The following is a 15,772-nucleotide window of genomic DNA, read 5'->3' on the forward strand; positions in this document are numbered from 1 at the left end:
CACCCTTCGATGAAGCAGTACAATATACCTTAATCTTTATTGTAAAACACCTGGAGAATCCAAAAAAATTATGACTACTCTGGATATTTCTTCATACTTTTGATTCATCATACAAAATGTTCCGCCTTCAATATCAACTACCTTTGCCTGGGGAATTACTTTTGTAATGAAATTTCTGCTGCCTGACTGCGCTAAACCGAGTTGTATAAGTCCTTTAATATCCTCAGTTCCAGATAAGACGAGAGTTGGACACTTGATGAAAGGAAATCTTTCTATAGTACTGAACTTTGTAAAAGCAAAAGGTGCATAGGCAGGATAGCCATAACATTTTGCTTCGTCTAACATACAGCGGTGATTTAATTCTGTAGAACCTACGTAGGCGGCGCGAAATGACCATCTTTCAACGAGGTGAGTGCCATCTGCTTTGATTTGGAAAACTTCGGCATATCTTTTTAAGATGGCAGCTTTATCTTCGACGGTGAAATCATCTACATTACATAAGATAATTTTTTTAACTCTGTCTGGATAAGCTACTGCTACTTCGCCCGCTATGTAAGCACCCGTGTGGTGTCCCATGATGCTGGTCTTTTTGATTCCCAATTCGTCGAGAAGCAAGATGACTGTTTTGGCGTAGTCTGAAATAGAATACATTCTCGGAGGCTTATCGGAATCTCCAAGTCCCATCAAATCCATTGCAATGACGCGCCTTTTTTCGGCAAAGATTGGCATCAACTCGTGAAATTCATTACTGCTACTGGGGTTCCTATGCAGTAAAAGCAGGGAGTCTCCCTCCCCGCCGATGCGGTAATGAATTTGCCCATCTTCTGTATCTAAGAAGGCTCTTTTAATCCGTTGATTCATTTTATTTACTAGCGCAGTAAAAAAATTATTTTACTCGTTCTTCTTGCATGGTGGTGCGCTTAAAAACGCGATCGTCCTTGAACCAATGCAAAGTGCGGTTTCGATAGTTGCCGCAGGGACTGAGATGAATCATTTCATACATATAAGCACCGGGCATAGCTTTGTATTTGAACCACAGAAGAATAATTGAATCGTCTACTTCCCAGGCGTATCCTTCCAGGCGTTCTGTGTCAAACCAGATCTTTTTATCGTGGTACGTTGCTGGAAAATGATGTTCTTCATACTTACCTTCAGGCCAAATATACTTATTGATTTGGTAATAAGGATATTCCCCGTTTTCTGGAAACTCGCAGGTTAAAATAGATTTATGCTTGTCAAGCATATTTCCCTCAGCATCAAGTATTGTGTAAATACCCGCCCATTCGCCTTCATGTCGGGTAAGTAAGGGCATTTCATCTCGAATAACAGACATAGTAACCTCTGCTTTTTTGGTAAATTAGCGATAAACTTCTCAGATTTTAAACCACCAGGGATCGGAAATCGGCTGCGTTTTGATCAAAAAAGCTTTCTTTCGCATAAAGCGTTTGATAGCAGCTGCACCCATACGGGAACCACCAAGTCCAGAAAGATTGAAAGAGTTTTTCTCTCCTTCGTGTATAATAGCTGTTAATGCAGCATCGTTGATGCTGATGGCACCAGCATCTAGATGACGTGCCAGTGCGATCGCTTCTTCTTCCGAACCCGCAAAAACGGCAGCACTCAATCCATATATAGTATCATTTGCCAGTTTAATTGCTTCTTCAATATTGGCAAATGGCATAATCGGCATAATCGGGCCAAAAGTTTCTTCCGTCATCACCTTCATGGAATGGTTTACCTGAGTCAGAACTGTGGGACGACACCACAACCCGCCACCCAATTCTTCCACCAAACCACCACAGCGAACAACTGCCCCTTTTTCAATTGCATCGCGCAGGTGTTCTTTAATGATATCCGCCTGTCTTTCGGCAATTATAGGGCCAATTTGTCCATCTCGAACAGACGGATAAGCCAAGTTAAGGCGTTGTGTTTTTTCTACCAGTTTGTCTACAAAATTATCGCAAATAGATTCAGCAACATAAATACGTTCGATCGATAGACATGATTGTCCTGTGTTGACAACCGAACCCCACAATATGGCAGAAGTCGCTAATTCTATATCGGCAGATTCTAGGACAATAGCAGGGTCTTTTCCTCCCAATTCTAAAAATGCGGGAATAAATCGTCTTGCAGCAGTTTCTGCTACTTTTCTACCTGTAGCCACACTACCAGTAAAACATACTAAATCAACAAATTCGATTAACGCCGCACCCGTATCTCCCGCACCTTCAATGTAAGTTAATATATTTTGCAATAAAGGAACAGAGGCAATAGTTTTTACCAGGGGTTGAATGAATCGGGGAGCAATTTCGCTCGGCTTGACTATAACTGCACAACCTGCCAACAATGCGGGTATGCTATCAATTGTAGAAAGCAACAGGGGAAAATTCCACGGACTGATGACGCCAATCAATTGATAGGGAACCTGTTGACTTTGCAGTTGGATAAATGGAATTGCGGTAGTTTTGGCATCTTCTAATATTAGTTCTGGTACTAACCGACACCAGCGATCGATCGTGGAGATCAGCGAATCAACTTCAAGTACAGACTCTAACCATCTTCCCGTATCGGTTACTAAAGCTTTGGTAAGCTCATCTTTTTGAGATGAAATGGCTTGCTTCCACTGCTGCATTGCCTCGATTCGCTGTTCTAAACCTACCTGCTGCCAAGCTATTTGAGCTTCGCGTAAGCGGGTATTGGATTCGGCAAGTTGTTCTGGTGTGGGTGGCGCAATCCAGCAGTCAATTTGTCCGGTGCGAGGATTGCGAACGCTTAGTTTTTCACTCATGTTTCAAATTATCCCCAGATTGGCTATTCAATATACCTGTTAAGAACAAGGCAGGCCAAGCTTAAGAACCTAACATTATAAGTTTTCTAGTGGATCGTAATTAACTTTCAGCGGCACTACCCAAACATTTTGCCATTCTGTTTCTTTATCTCGTGGCATCTGTATCTGAAACTCGTACAAGCCAGCTTCTGCAATAGGAATACCACCGAATGTGAGAACTGTAAAAGCTTTCATATTTTCTGTGAAATCAATTTCTCTTTCACCTTCTAGTAAACTTTTTTTAGACGGTGAAACAATCTTAATCCTAAATTTAGATTCATCCTCTTGGTTAGATGATTCTTGCTTTTTCCAAAAAACAACTAATTCAAAAGCAAAGGGTAAAAAGAGAGTTTCTTCAGACTCCGGTGGGGGCGGTACAATGATTTCGTCCATTACCTCGATGAGACTGATATTTCCTGTTTCCTGATTGATAATGCTTTTCTCACAAAGCATCGCCCATGCACAAGTAATCATAAGTTCCCCGCTATTTATAGCATGAGTCAACAGACAGATGCGACAGCCTATGGTGTCATGTTTATAACTGAAATTTTACTGCTTTTATAGCGTTTATTTTTGCCTGTTAATGAAGGCTGAGCTACTATTTTTTGTTCCGCTGTAACGTAGAGAGATTTTGTGGTACGTTCCATCTCATATTTTGTTTGATAAACTGAGATTTTATTGGTTAGTTCAAACATTGTGTACTTTTCAAAATTGGCTCTATGGCTGATTTTTTCATGTTGCAAAAGGAAGTTTGCAAATTTTGCAGACCACCATCCATTTGCTGCTTGAATAACAAATCCAGCAGCAGTTTGGGCTACTTCTAAGTTTATCAAACTGAGTGACCACAGGTAAACAGCCATAGCTGTATCCCAAGGATTTTCATACTGGGAATCAATTTCTTTTTGAGAAATATCAACAGACCTTTTAAGTACCAACCAAATGTTTTCTGGATTGTTTCGCAGTTGCTCGATTAACTCTTTTGTCACCTGTTCTTTGTATGCTGCACGGCAGAAAACCTTAAAACTGCTGGCTACGTTCAAAAGTGCAGCAAATTCATGGCTTTCTATTCTATTCATAAGTTTTTCGATCACTGTTTTATCCTCCTGTCCAAAATTCCTTGATTGTACCGTAGGAATCTGGTACTTCATCTATCAGGTGTATGTACTCGCCATCGGCACCCCATTGACTAACAACAGTAATCTCAAAAGAGGCATTGATAACTTTGGGTTCTTTTTTTACTACTACTGCAATATGGGAATATTCATCTTTGTTAGAACGATAAAGGACTAAATCTCCAATTTCAACTTCATGTTCTCCAGATAAAGGGCGATAATCATCTTCTCTCAGGATCGTTTTCAAGTGTTCTGGGTCAATACAGGTGCGTCGGGACGCAAAGGGTAGGCCCACACAGTTATAAACCGCTGTTAACGATCTAAGTCGGATGTTAGGATACTTTTGCGTCCAGATTTCCTTTGCTGCTTTAAGCGCCTCTGGTGGACGTTCGCGTCTTCTTTCGTTGGGAATAAGAGTCCCGCGTTTAGTGGCCAATGGTATTGATGCACGATCGTTTGAGCCTCCCGCACCTATAAGCATCGAGCAAATAGTGATTTGTATCCATACTTTATGATGACAAGTTATGAGATTATATGCAATGGGGATGCGATCGCTTTCCCGAACTCAGGTAAGCTTGATATTGACACAATTGGTATCATATAGCACAAATGCTAGAGCTTCGGAGTGCGGCGGGAGTGCGGCGCTGTAGCTGTGGCTCCCGACAAGGATGCGAACTTAATGTCTATTAATCGCCATCTGCAATCATAATTGTTATTTTTTTGCTGAAATCGCTCGTTAGGTGGGAATAAATGCTAAACAAAAATCTAATTTCGGCGCAAACAGAAAAAATTTCGGCGCTGCAACAAACCATTCTCGGCAAACTAATAATTCTTTTTGCGGAATTGCTTTTCGCTTTGCCAGTAGGTTTCGCGTTAGCAAGATTTCGCATCGGTGGCGTTGCTTGGATATTTGGGGGTATTGTCTCTGGTGCATTGGTACTTACAGCTTATCGTATTTTATCCAAAGAAACTGCCGAACCAAACAAAACAGTGAGGAAGATAGGACAGCTTCTCGTAGGTTTGGTAGTCGGATTTTCAATCGCTCATGGAGATATGTCAGCGCTTTATTCTCAATTACACATATTTATTTTTATTACCTTGTTTTTAATGTTAAGCGGTATTGGGATTGGCTATATTTACTCCCGGATTAGTCAGACAAACCTACTAACTGCAATGCTGGCGACAACGCCGGGGGGGATAGGGATTATGTCAAGTATTGCAGCAGATTACGGAAAAAATGCCTCGGTGGTTGCACTCGTCCAAATCATACGAGTGACAACGATTGTATTTTTCATACCTATATTAGCTAGGATATTGGCTGTTAATGACGCTAACACAATCGTCAGCATTTTTCCGGCCAACTTTTTCAGTACAGATTTATTATATTTAGCATTGCTCGCTTTATCGCTAGCTTTAACATTTGTGTCAATTAGCATAACTAATATATTGAAAATTCCTGCCGCCTTTTTCTTTGGTGCATTAGTAGTCGGCATAAGTTTTAATTACCTGCTAAATTTATTCCCTTTACTAGCAGATTTAGATTTTAAACCACCTTTTTTAATTAGCTTAATTGGTCAAGCTTTTTTGGGAATTAGTATAGGCGAATATTGGGGAAGTAAACCCAGTCTTGATAAAAAAACGATCGTGTATGCTTTAATACCCGTAGTGATGACTATTGGAGCGGGATTCGTAGCAGCTGCGATCGCTACATTTCTCACGCCTTGGGACTGGCTCACCTGTATGCTAGTCGCCGCACCAGGCGGTTCGGCGGAAATGATTTTGGTCTCCTTAGCATTAAATCATAACGTCGAAATTGTCACGGCGGGGCATCTAGTGCGCCTAATAGCTATTCATGCGTCCCTCCCATTATGGTTATTGTTATTTCGCTATCTCGATCGCTTGCTCCCCAACTCAGGCGATAATTAGTAGTTAGGTATTGCGAGGAGTCAGTAGATGGTTAACGAAATACAGGAATTTGATACAAGACAATGGGTGAAAGTACGCAGCTCGCTGGATGGCAGTCAAACCTTTCTCACCTGGACGGGATCGATATACTCTTTTGTGCCAAATGAGAAGAAAAAACGCCTCTTCAACATTGTGGGAATGAGCGTGAGTAGATGTATTGAAAATGACGATAACACCTGGGAGTTCACCTCAAGAGAACTGACTTATTACCTCGATCCAAACACCAATGAAATCTTGCACAAATGGGAAAACCCCTGGACGGAAGAAACCCTGACTGTTATTCATGTTGCCAATAGTCCGGTTGAAGGTTACTTTAAAGGAAATTTCCCAGGTCAAGTGAATGGTGACATCACCACATTCGTATTTGACTTATTTCCCACCTACCCAAATAGCCTTGCCGAAGATCCAAAATTTAGGGAATACAGTCCCCAAACAACCTATCAAGCAGCGGAGTTATTTAAACTGACAGTTCCGACTGAAGATTTGCACAATTCAGAAAAACTTTCCGTTTCTAAAATGTTTATTTGTTGGGATAGGATCGGCCCCTGGTTACCCTGGATGAAAATGGGAGATAGACCAGGACATTTAATATACAGCGCTACTGGTCAGAAAGTTAACAATTTTACAGATTTACCTCAATTGCTTCAAGATGAAATTAATACGCGAGTCCCTTTGTATAAAAATGCTCCCAAAGCACCTTTAGATGATGATATGACTTCTTGGATTTACTTCAAAAAGCACTTTGATGCTTATCTAGCGGGAGAGAGATTTCCCATTCCAGAAGCAGAGGATTAATTTTTGCATTTTGACTTTTGAATGAGTGACTTTTGACTTCCGCCTAGCGGGACTAGCCTCTTATTTGGATTAACCGTGCAGCGATATTGGCGATCGCAGATGTTTTGATTTCCTGACTGGCTATAGTTTGCGAAACTTGCAAAGCTTGTTCGGTTTGTCCTAATTTGGCAAAAGCATCAGCGATGTTAGCTAAAATTTCATCTTTAGTATTATCGCTCAAATTTTTGGCCGCCTGTAAAGCTGGTTCTAGTTGTCCTAATTCTACATATTTCGATGCTATTTTACTGAAAGCCCGCTCCTTAAAACCAGGGAAAGTTAAGGTATTGGCAATTTTTAAGCCGCGATCGACTTGTCCAATTTCTGTTAATTGATAAGCAATATCAGTCAAGGCTTCTTCTTTAGAACTGCTATCGTTGATAGCGTTAGCAATCTGCAAACCTCGCTCAATATATCCAGCGTTGGCTAAAGCCCTAACAATCCTAATAATTGACTGATTTGCAGAAAAATTATTATCCTGGGGTATGGGAGGTAACTGTAAATTTTGGGAGAAGAATTTATCGGCTGGCGATGGGTATCCGGTTTGTTGCAGTTGTTCTGCGATCGCAATTATCGCCAAAGCTTTCCCTTCCCTATCTTGAATAGTTTTAGCTATCTGCAATGCCATATCTACTTGCTTTGCTTTCGCTAATTGGTGAGCAATTTCTACCCAAATTAAAGATTTTATACTCGGTCGATCTGTGCTGTTGAAATCTTGATTTGCTGCGGACTCTTCCGGAGTCAGTTCCCGAATCATCTGCGCTACTTGCTTAGCAGCATCAAATTCTCCGACTTCTGCTAATTTGATAGCGATATCTCCTAGCGCTTTTTCTTTAACGCCTAATTCCCGCATAGCTGAACCGGAATCTATTTTAGTTATTGAAGGGATTTGCTGGGAAATCTTGGCAGCTACTGATAAAGCTAAATTTGTCTCATTCATAGCAGTCAATTTGACAGCAATTGCCGACCAAACTTCGGCTTTTTCGATGTTATTTTTGATCGTTTGGGCGCTTGCCCAAGTTTGCTTAACTTGCTCTGCATTTGCCAAATGTGCGAGAATGCCAAGATATGCCATAGTTTGATAATCTTCTGTGCTTTCACCGTTAGCAGAACTGCAACCAGTAACGCTTTGAGCTACTTGTAGTGCTTGTTTAAATTGTGATAATAAACTGAGATTACCAGCTATTTTTGCCAAAATATCAAATTTGTCGTTACCGCAACTGCCATTGGATTCATAAACATAATCTCCGGTAATTCCTCTGGCTTTTTGGAGCGCTTCTGATAAAATTTTCTTAGCTGGCTCTAATTGTCCTTTTTCTGCCAAAATGGATGCGATCGCATTCAGTGCTTCAGCTTGGCGATAATTAGAGGATATCGTTTTGGTTAACTGCAATGCTTTTTCAATAAGTCCCGCTTGTGCAACTTTAATTGCCACATCTCGCAATGCTGGTTCTTGTTCGTATAGGGTAAAGTTTTCATCCCTTTGTTTGGTAAGTTGCACAGCGCGATCGAATAGTTGCTTTGCTTTCTCAGTTTGCCCAACTTGTGCTAATTTAATAGCTATATCAGATAAAGTATTAATTTTAGAAGACTTATCTTCAATAGTTTCTGCCATCTGCACAGCGCGATCGAACAGTTGCAAAGCAATATCGACATCTCCCGTCGCAGCTATCTCTTTTCCTAAAGTGGTTAAATTTTCAGCAAAGCTGACGGGATGATTTATTTTAACTATACTCAAGGATGGGGAAGCTACTGCTATTTTAGTCTGATTAGCACCGAGCATCAGCAGTAACAAAAAGGCGATTGGGGTGAAGGTGGGGGGATGTGATCGCATGGTGATTAATTATCCTACGCTTTGATTTTTTATTTTCTAAAATGACTAATGACTAATGACTAATGACTAATGACTAATCAATGTCCAGAAATAGCCATCAGGTGCGACAAAGGAAAAACTTTGCTCTCCAAACTCGTTGTACGCAATTTCTGTGAGATTTTGAGCAGAACTTGCCTTGACGCGCTGGAAATACTCTTCTATTTCAGTGACGCGATAGGTATACAGCGACATTCCCAAACATCCCGGTTGTGCCTTCTCTAAGCAATTTTCTATCTTGATAGATTCGGGAAATCGAACAATATAAAGTCGGCCCGATCGTACCGCTTGCCAGTCTGACTTTGACGATCGCGGATCGTCAAATGTTGTTACTGAAAATCTTTCGTTCGGCTGAAGATCGAAAATTTGTCTTGCTGTTTCCGAACTTTCATAGGTTGTTTCTTCCTCATTCCGCACGCGCAGCAAACCCAACGTTTCTTCATAAAAACGGAACGTTTCTCTGCTGTCATCTTGAATCACTATTCCCATGTGGGTTATCTGGCTCGTTTTGAAATGTGATATCTCATTAATATTTCCGTAATTAGGCACATTATAATTGAATCTTTGGAAGAAAAATTGTCGTGTTAAAGGTTGAAGCAGCACCATTTCCCGCACCCCAACAGCCGGTTCAGAAAAAGGACGTATTTTTATATCTTTCTTGTAGATTACATCCCATTGAGGATAGATATATTTGATTGGTAAACCTGCTTTTTCTGCTTCTTCGGCATGGTTGAGAATATTCAAGACATCAGCAGTTAATGCAGTTCCCCAGCGGTTTCCTTTGGTCTTCATTGATGACATTTTCAATCCATCATTGGTAGGGTTTTCCCAAACCATTAGACGAATCAGACCATGATCGGCATCTTGGTGGTAGAGGCGAATGGAACGCAAAGAAGAATTGACTCCGTACAATTTGTTTGCTGATTCTGGGGATAATTCACCAATTTGACCGATGCTGTAACCAAATTGTTCCCAATACTGAATGAGGGAGATTGGTTCGCGGCAACCAACACATACTTCGTAGATACCTTGGATTGTCATTTGTTTGTCTTAAATACGACTAATTTACTGACCAGGGATTAGGGAAAAGAGTAAACAGGCAAAAGTAAAGAATCTATATGCTTGACTTTCTCTGCTCCTAGATTCGATCGTATGCGATCGCGTGTGTTGTTAACCAAAATAGAGGTGTTTGCAAAACCTGTGGCCCGGTTCAACAGCGCGATCGCCCCCCTAGCCCCCCAAATCTGGGGGTCGGGAGGCAAAACCTTCATTTTTGCGTAAGTTCTCTTAACTAAAGCCAAGTCAACTGCACAAAGGGGGTCGTGTTAACCTAAAAATAGACTACTAGAGAATTTAGAGGAAAGAAAATGCAAGACTCGCCATATATTATTTTCATTGCCTTCGGTTGTATATGGGTATTAATGGGATCTGCTGCTGTGATTGCACTCCTCAAATCCAATAATCAAGAGGTTCGGTTTGGCAAATGGGGGCTGATAGTAGCCCTCCCGATCGTTGTCCCCTTTATCCTTGCTCTGCTCTATCAAGTACTAAGACCATTTATATTGCCACACCTTATATAAAAGTTTGGGCTAGATCGAAAAATCAATAGACTTCTTGCGAAAGTTATGAATCTTAGTTTTTAAACATCAGATGAAAGCAAATTGCCAGAGGTCGATCGACCTCTGACAACTTGGCTTGTAGGGTATCGCAGAGGAACATTACAGCCAAAAATCGCCGTTCAAATTGCTAAAAAAGTGTTGGCGCTGAATCACCTTACACCATTGGCTAAAATTCCCAAAATCTTATTCACATCATTTAAAAAATACTCAGCCAAATCAATCTGTACCCGTTCCCCTGATAACTTTAAAAACTTCCAAATTTCTCCCGTAGTCACTGCACCATAAATTTCTGTAATTTCATTTCCTTCGCGTTCATTAAATAATTTAGCTGCATACATTTCTGCTATACATTGCCCTAACCCCGCTTTAATATTTTCCTTCTTTGCCTCCACAATAATAATTACTGGCGCATTAATTAATAAAAACTCGGGAGAACGGCTAATCAGAAAATCACAAGTTCCACTTAAACCTTGGCTGGGTTCAATATTAAATTCAACACCAGAAAATAAACTAATTTGATTGAGTAATTTCTTTGTTAATTCTAATAAAATTGGTGTAATAATCATCTCGGAGCGAGATTTTTCTGTATTACTGGCTAAAGCAAAAGGTACATTATAAGCTAAGGTTTCCTCTAAATACTCACTAGCTGGTAATGGTGCAACTTGCAGAAAAATATCTTCTCTAGTGGAAATAGTTAAATTCAATGTTTTTTTGACAGTTTCTAAAGTAAAATCACTGTAAGACATATATCATTTCCTGATTAATCGTTGCCTGTGCCAAATTCCTGTGAAAATGGAGCAAATGCCGCCGCTTTGCATCCATTAACATTTAATTAATTATTGTATAGATGGGCGGTGTAGGATTTGAACCTACGGCCACCTGCTTGTAAGGCAGGCGCTCTACCACTGAGCTAACCGCCCGCTTTCGCAGACATTTACTAATGTTAGCAGACTTTTTTTGAAATGCCAAGTGGTCGAACGCACGATCGCATAACTTTATGGAGCTTGCCTTTTGTGGCGGGCCTTACCTTCGGCCAAACCCAGAATGGTAACCTCACTTTGCTGGTGTCAGGCGGGTTTTTGTTTGGCGGACTGATGTTTGGCCCAGACCTGGATATCTACTCCCGCCAGTTCCAACGCTGGGGATGGTTGCGCTGGATATGGATACCGTACCAAACAAGTTTGCGCCATCGCTCTTTCTTATCTCATGGGCCAATTATTGGCACGGCGTTGCGATCGCTCTATCTCGTCTGTGGGATAGCGGTGCTAGGATGGCTGTTGTTATTTATTGCCAACTATTTGGGGATTTATACCACAAATTGGCAAATAATTGCTAAATTATCCGCCGCGTTTTTGATTCAACACCCTACAGAGTGGATAGCTCTCTATATCGGTTTAGAATTGGGAGCAATGAGCCATTCTCTGAGCGATTGGAGCGGTTCTGCTTACAAACGCTTTCAAAAGGGTGGTTTAAAGGCTATCATGCCTAAGACTAAGAAGTCTCGCAAGTCTCCCAGGCGTAGTTTGGCGAAAAGAACCAGGTTGGCGAAGCCTGCGCCTAAGCGCATAGGCGCGAAGGACACGAAGAAAGGGTGAAGAAGATGGCTGAGGTTTCTAGTTTGGCAGCATTGCAAGGGTTGATTGATGTGGTGGCTAAGTTGCGATCGCCATCAGGCGGTTGTCCTTGGGATTTGGCCCAAACGCCTCAATCGCTGATTCCATATATAATTGAGGAAGCTTATGAGGTGGTGGATGCGATTCGCAGTGGGGATGAGGATGCGATCGCAGAAGAACTCGGAGATTTACTATTACAAGTAGTACTGCAAGCTCAGATTGCCAGCGATTACGGTCAATTTAGTTTAACAAAAGTCGCTCAAGGCATCACAGAAAAACTGATTCGCAGGCATCCTCATGTATTTGGAGATGTTCAGGTAGAGACGGAGGAAGAAGTACATCAAAATTGGGAACAAATCAAAGCCGAGGAAAAAGGAGAAACCGCCGATGCACCCCAGCCACTCAGCCGAAAATTGAGTCGGTATGCGCGAACTTTGCCACCGTTAATGGCGGGAATGAAGATATCTCAAAAAGCCGCCGCTGTTGGTTTTGAATGGGAAAATATTGATGGCGTTTGGGATAAATTTAATGAAGAATTAGCAGAATTTAAATATGCTATCCAGCATGAAGATAAAACGCATCAGCAAGCCGAATTGGGAGATTTACTGTTTGTTATCATCAATCTCGCTCGCTGGTACGATCTCGATCCTTCAGAAGCTTTGCAGGGAACAAATGAGCGATTTATTCAGCGGCTAATAAAAATGGAGGCGGCAGCCGAGCGGCCCCTCTCAGATTACACATTAGATGAATTGGAAAACCTCTGGCAACAAGCTAAAGCTCGACTTGCCCAAAATAAGTAGTCTGTCATTAATCGTTTGTCATTTGCTAAAGACTAATGACCAAGATGAAAGCTTATCCCAGACTGGCAGAGTGCTTCACCGTATCTCGGTAATAATCAACAACCTCTTTAGCTTCACCGATATATTTCACCTGTCCTTTGTCTAGCCAAAGCACGCGATCGCAAGTTTGCTCGATCAAATCCAGTTCGTGGGACACCAATAAAACAGTAACATTCGCATCCCAGAACTTTTGCAGTCGCTGTTTGCACTTATTTTTAAACCTCCCATCCCCTACCGATAGCACTTCATCGAGAATTAAAATATCCGGTTCGACATCAGTAGCGATCGCAAACCCCAACCGCGACACCATCCCCGAAGACAAAGCCTTCACCGGCACCAAAGTATAATCCTCCAGTTCCGCAAAGGCCAGAATAGACTTAACCCGCGATCGCATCTGCCCTCGCGAAAACCCCAGCATTACCCCATAAAAAATTATATTGTCAAACACCGATATATCCGGGTCAAAACCCGCCTCTAATTCGATCAGAGGTGCAATTTTCCCCCAGACTCCCACAGAACCCCTGGTAGGCTCCAAAATGCCACAGATTACCTTCAACAGCGTCGATTTTCCCGCCCCATTCCCGCCAATAATTCCCAGTTTTTCCCCCGCAGCGACGAACAGATCCACCTCATCTAGTACCAAATTCTTGGCAGGCTGACGGTATTTGCCCTCCACAAAGGACAGCATCGTTCTCTTCAAGTCATAAGAAAATTCCTCTTGTGTTCGTCGCCACAGGGACACTTGCTCCAAACAAATCGCGTACATTTACAGCAGATCCATAAACTGGTGTTGCCAGCTATAAAATAATTTCCATCCTACAGCTAAAACCACTAAACTACTGAGGAAAGACCCACCTATTAAGGCGAAATTGGGGGGGTGTCCTGACAAAGCAATCTGACGAATGCTCTCAATAATCATAGCTATGGGGTTGAACACCAAAAACGGACGGATATTGGCGGGTACGATCGCCGCTGGGTAAAAAATGGGAGAGCCAAACCACAGCACAGACACCACCAACTCATAAAAATAAGGCAAATCCCGAAAGAACACAAACATAGCACTTACCACAAACGCGATCCCCGTACACAAGCAAGCCAGGGAAATTAATGGCAACAACAGCGCCAGCACATTGAGCAAACTCTTGGATGTCACCAAAGTTGCTAGAGTCAGCAACGGCAAAGAACCGCTGGCAAACTGAAACATATTCGCCACAATCATCGACATCGGAAAAACGCTCACTGGCAAGCGAATCTTATTCAGTAACGCTCCATTCCCTACCACACTCGGTAACGCTTGGGTAGTAGAGGCCGAAAAAAAGTTGATCGTCACCAGCCCCACAAACACTTCCAGCATATATTTGAACAGCGAGTTGTGATAGTAGGACGTAAATGCCATCCCAAAAATGGCCGTATACCCGCCCGTCATCAGCAGGGGGTTCAACAGCGACCAATATACACCCAAGATAGACCCCCGGTAACGCACCTTCAGGTTCCGTGTTACCAATACCTGTAGCAATTCCAGATATCGAGTTATATTCTCAGCAGAACCCCGATCTATAAACTTTAACGTCTTAGCTACTCCCACCACACTACCCTGTAAAAAACTCTTGTCTGTTGTACTAAGCTTGGACTATACGCTGCAAGTCACAGAATGTCCATGACTACCTCCCAAATTGCCTCTTCTTCCCTGACTTCGATCGCTCAACAAACCCGCCAAGCAGCGCGACTGCTGGCGGTGCTTTCCTCTGACACGAAAAATGAAGCCATCGAAGCTGTGGCCCAAGCCTTAGAATCGGCAACCTCTGAGATTTTGGCGGCGAATGCAGCAGATTGTGAAGCCGCTGAGGTAGCAAAAATTGCCAAACCCCTGATAGCGCGGCTAAAGTTAGATGAGACTAAGTTGAAGGCTGCGATCGCAGGTCTGCGAGATGTGGGCCGTTTGCCAGATCCGATCGGCGTCGTCGATATTCATCGCCAACTTGATGATGGATTAATTCTCAAACGAATTAGCTGTCCGCTGGGCGTTTTGGGAGTAATTTTTGAAGCGCGTCCCGATGCGGTAATGCAAATTACCAGCCTAGCCATCAAATCCGGTAACGGTGTCATCCTCAAATGCGGACAAGAAGCCGTTCGCACTTGTCAAGCTTTAGTAAGAGCAATTCATCTAGGCTTAGGATACACGGATGTTTCCCCAGCAGTTGTGCAATTGTTAACTACCAGAGAAGAAACTTTGGCAATGCTGAAATTGGATGAATACATTGATTTAATCATTCCCAGAGGTTCCAATTCTTTTGTCAGATTTGTGCAGGAAAATACGCGCATTCCCGTACTCGGTCATGCCGAAGGAATTTGTCATCTTTATATAGATGAAGCAGCGGATATCGTGAAAGCAGCCAATATTACAGTTGATGCAAAAACTCAATATCCTGCTGCCTGCAATGCGATCGAAACTTTGCTAGTTCACAAGTCGATCGCCCCAGATTACCTACCTTTGGTTGCTGCTGCCTTACAAACTCGTCACGTAGAATTACGAGGCGATGAATCTACCCGCAAAATTTTAAATATCTCGCCTGCAAATGAAGCCGATTGGGCAACGGAATACACGGATTTGATTCTGTCGATCAAAATGGTAGATTCCTTAGAAGATGCGATCGCCCACATCAACAACTACGGTTCCCGGCATACAGAAGCTATTGTCACCGAAGATACCGCCGCCGCCGCCACTTTTCTCGCCCAAGTTGATGCCGCCGGAGTCTACCACAACTGTTCGACTCGTTTTGCCGATGGCTTCCGTTACGGCTTTGGCGCAGAAGTAGGAATCAGCACCCAAAAAATGCCCCCACGCGGCCCAGTAGGTTTAGAAGGACTGGTAACTTACAAGTATCAAATTATCGGCAACGGTCACATTGCCGCAACTTACACTGGTAAAAATGCCAAACCTTTTACTCATCAAGACTTGTAATTGGTCATTTGTCAGTGGTCATTTGTCAGTGGTCATTCTCTCCCACTCTCCCACTCTCCCACTCTCCCCCTCTCCCACTCTCCCACTCTCCCCCTCTCCCACTCTCCCACTCTCCCCCTCTCCCCCTCTCCCAC

General features: G+C 42.6%; 17 protein-coding genes and 1 tRNA gene. 5 read left to right on the forward strand and 13 right to left on the reverse strand.

The window, feature by feature from the left end:
* Nucleotides 1-36: 36 nt before the first annotated feature.
* The 6 genes from LAY57_RS26960 to LAY57_RS26985 form a co-directional block, all read right to left on the reverse strand.
* Entirely contained in the window at nt 37-861 is an 825-nt protein-coding gene (locus LAY57_RS26960) for an alpha/beta fold hydrolase (RefSeq protein WP_249070261.1), read from the reverse strand.
* Nucleotides 862-886: 25 nt separating this feature from the next.
* The gene (locus LAY57_RS26965) at nt 887-1,333 is read right to left on the reverse strand and encodes a DUF3598 family protein (protein WP_249070262.1); all 447 of its coding nucleotides are present in this window, start codon (nt 1,331-1,333) and stop codon (nt 887-889) included.
* A gap of 39 nt (nt 1,334-1,372) precedes the next feature.
* A complete protein-coding gene (locus LAY57_RS26970; RefSeq protein WP_249070263.1) occupies nt 1,373-2,788 on the reverse strand; it encodes an aldehyde dehydrogenase family protein in 1,416 nt (471 codons plus the stop codon).
* Nucleotides 2,789-2,863: 75 nt separating this feature from the next.
* A complete protein-coding gene (locus LAY57_RS26975) occupies nt 2,864-3,301 on the reverse strand; it encodes a hypothetical protein (RefSeq protein WP_249070264.1) in 438 nt (145 codons plus the stop codon).
* Between the two features lie 47 nt (nt 3,302-3,348).
* Nucleotides 3,349-3,918 (reverse strand): hypothetical protein, encoded by a 570-nt coding sequence (locus LAY57_RS26980; RefSeq protein WP_249070265.1) that lies wholly within the window; start codon nt 3,916-3,918, stop codon nt 3,349-3,351.
* A 4-nt stretch (nt 3,919-3,922) separates the two neighbouring features.
* Entirely contained in the window at nt 3,923-4,375 is a 453-nt protein-coding gene (locus LAY57_RS26985; RefSeq protein WP_249070266.1) for a hypothetical protein, read from the reverse strand.
* A gap of 314 nt (nt 4,376-4,689) precedes the next feature.
* On the opposite strand from LAY57_RS26985, the gene LAY57_RS26990 reads away from it, so the two are divergent.
* Both LAY57_RS26990 and LAY57_RS26995 read left to right on the forward strand, forming a co-directional pair.
* Nucleotides 4,690-5,865, forward strand: a complete 1,176-nt coding sequence (locus tag LAY57_RS26990) for an AbrB family protein (protein ID WP_249070267.1) — start codon at nt 4,690-4,692, stop codon at nt 5,863-5,865.
* 27 nt (nt 5,866-5,892) lie between these two features.
* The gene (locus tag LAY57_RS26995) at nt 5,893-6,699 is read left to right on the forward strand and encodes a DUF1838 domain-containing protein (RefSeq protein ID WP_249070268.1); all 807 of its coding nucleotides are present in this window, start codon (nt 5,893-5,895) and stop codon (nt 6,697-6,699) included.
* Nucleotides 6,700-6,751: 52 nt separating this feature from the next.
* On the opposite strand, the gene LAY57_RS27000 is transcribed toward LAY57_RS26995, so the two are convergent.
* The 5 genes from LAY57_RS27000 to LAY57_RS27020 all read right to left on the reverse strand — a co-directional run bounded on the left by LAY57_RS27000 (nt 6,752) and on the right by LAY57_RS27020 (nt 11,144).
* Nucleotides 6,752-8,569 carry a tetratricopeptide repeat protein gene (locus tag LAY57_RS27000; protein ID WP_249070269.1) on the reverse strand — a complete coding sequence of 606 codons (1,818 nt, stop codon included), beginning with the start codon at nt 8,567-8,569 and terminating at the stop codon, nt 6,752-6,754.
* A gap of 66 nt (nt 8,570-8,635) precedes the next feature.
* Nucleotides 8,636-9,646 (reverse strand): VOC family protein, encoded by a 1,011-nt coding sequence (locus LAY57_RS27005; RefSeq protein ID WP_249070270.1) that lies wholly within the window; start codon nt 9,644-9,646, stop codon nt 8,636-8,638.
* 38 nt (nt 9,647-9,684) lie between these two features.
* Complete coding sequence (locus LAY57_RS27010; RefSeq protein ID WP_249070271.1) at nt 9,685-9,876, reverse strand: hypothetical protein; 192 nt, start codon at nt 9,874-9,876, stop codon at nt 9,685-9,687.
* A 497-nt stretch (nt 9,877-10,373) separates the two neighbouring features.
* Nucleotides 10,374-10,970, reverse strand: coding sequence for a hypothetical protein (locus LAY57_RS27015; RefSeq protein ID WP_249070272.1), 597 nt, complete (start codon nt 10,968-10,970; stop codon nt 10,374-10,376).
* Nucleotides 10,971-11,072: 102 nt separating this feature from the next.
* Nucleotides 11,073-11,144 (reverse strand) — tRNA-Val (locus LAY57_RS27020).
* A gap of 42 nt (nt 11,145-11,186) precedes the next feature.
* Between LAY57_RS27020 and LAY57_RS27025 the strand changes: the two genes are divergently transcribed.
* Both LAY57_RS27025 and mazG read left to right on the forward strand, forming a co-directional pair.
* Nucleotides 11,187-11,819 (forward strand): metal-binding protein, encoded by a 633-nt coding sequence (locus LAY57_RS27025; RefSeq protein WP_249070273.1) that lies wholly within the window; start codon nt 11,187-11,189, stop codon nt 11,817-11,819.
* Between the two features lie 5 nt (nt 11,820-11,824).
* Nucleotides 11,825-12,637, forward strand: a complete 813-nt coding sequence (gene mazG, locus LAY57_RS27030; protein ID WP_249070274.1) for a nucleoside triphosphate pyrophosphohydrolase — start codon at nt 11,825-11,827, stop codon at nt 12,635-12,637.
* 52 nt (nt 12,638-12,689) lie between these two features.
* On the opposite strand, the gene LAY57_RS27035 is transcribed toward mazG, so the two are convergent.
* Both LAY57_RS27035 and LAY57_RS27040 read right to left on the reverse strand, forming a co-directional pair.
* Nucleotides 12,690-13,442 carry an ABC transporter ATP-binding protein gene (locus LAY57_RS27035; protein WP_249070275.1) on the reverse strand — a complete coding sequence of 251 codons (753 nt, stop codon included), beginning with the start codon at nt 13,440-13,442 and terminating at the stop codon, nt 12,690-12,692.
* A complete protein-coding gene (locus LAY57_RS27040; RefSeq protein WP_249070276.1) occupies nt 13,443-14,261 on the reverse strand; it encodes an ABC transporter permease in 819 nt (272 codons plus the stop codon).
* 72 nt (nt 14,262-14,333) lie between these two features.
* Between LAY57_RS27040 and LAY57_RS27045 the strand changes: the two genes are divergently transcribed.
* A complete protein-coding gene (locus tag LAY57_RS27045; protein ID WP_249070277.1) occupies nt 14,334-15,638 on the forward strand; it encodes a glutamate-5-semialdehyde dehydrogenase in 1,305 nt (434 codons plus the stop codon).
* The last annotated feature ends 134 nt before the right edge of the window (nt 15,639-15,772 follow it).

The organism is Argonema antarcticum A004/B2, assembly GCF_023333585.1.
GTDB classification, from domain to species: domain Bacteria; phylum Cyanobacteriota; class Cyanobacteriia; order Cyanobacteriales; family Aerosakkonemataceae; genus Argonema; species Argonema antarcticum.

Bases quoted from the DNA above. Each gene is read 5' to 3' on its own strand.
- LAY57_RS26960 (WP_249070261.1), bottom strand. From the start codon at position 861: ATGAATCAACGGATTAAAAGAGCCTTCTTAGATACAGAAGATGGGCAA.
- LAY57_RS26965 (WP_249070262.1), bottom strand. From the start codon at position 1,333: ATGTCTGTTATTCGAGATGAAATGCCCTTACTTACCCGACATGAAGGC.
- LAY57_RS26970 (WP_249070263.1), bottom strand. From the start codon at position 2,788: ATGAGTGAAAAACTAAGCGTTCGCAATCCTCGCACCGGACAAATTGAC.
- LAY57_RS26975 (WP_249070264.1), bottom strand. From the start codon at position 3,301: ATGATTACTTGTGCATGGGCGATGCTTTGTGAGAAAAGCATTATCAAT.
- LAY57_RS26990 (WP_249070267.1), top strand. From the start codon at position 4,690: ATGCTAAACAAAAATCTAATTTCGGCGCAAACAGAAAAAATTTCGGCG.
- LAY57_RS26995 (WP_249070268.1), top strand. From the start codon at position 5,893: ATGGTTAACGAAATACAGGAATTTGATACAAGACAATGGGTGAAAGTA.
- LAY57_RS27000 (WP_249070269.1), bottom strand. From the start codon at position 8,569: ATGCGATCACATCCCCCCACCTTCACCCCAATCGCCTTTTTGTTACTG.
- LAY57_RS27005 (WP_249070270.1), bottom strand. From the start codon at position 9,646: ATGACAATCCAAGGTATCTACGAAGTATGTGTTGGTTGCCGCGAACCA.
- LAY57_RS27010 (WP_249070271.1), bottom strand. From the start codon at position 9,876: ATGAAGGTTTTGCCTCCCGACCCCCAGATTTGGGGGGCTAGGGGGGCG.
- LAY57_RS27015 (WP_249070272.1), bottom strand. From the start codon at position 10,970: ATGTCTTACAGTGATTTTACTTTAGAAACTGTCAAAAAAACATTGAAT.
- LAY57_RS27025 (WP_249070273.1), top strand. From the start codon at position 11,187: ATGCCAAGTGGTCGAACGCACGATCGCATAACTTTATGGAGCTTGCCT.
- mazG (WP_249070274.1), top strand. From the start codon at position 11,825: ATGGCTGAGGTTTCTAGTTTGGCAGCATTGCAAGGGTTGATTGATGTG.
- LAY57_RS27035 (WP_249070275.1), bottom strand. From the start codon at position 13,442: ATGTACGCGATTTGTTTGGAGCAAGTGTCCCTGTGGCGACGAACACAA.
- LAY57_RS27045 (WP_249070277.1), top strand. From the start codon at position 14,334: ATGACTACCTCCCAAATTGCCTCTTCTTCCCTGACTTCGATCGCTCAA.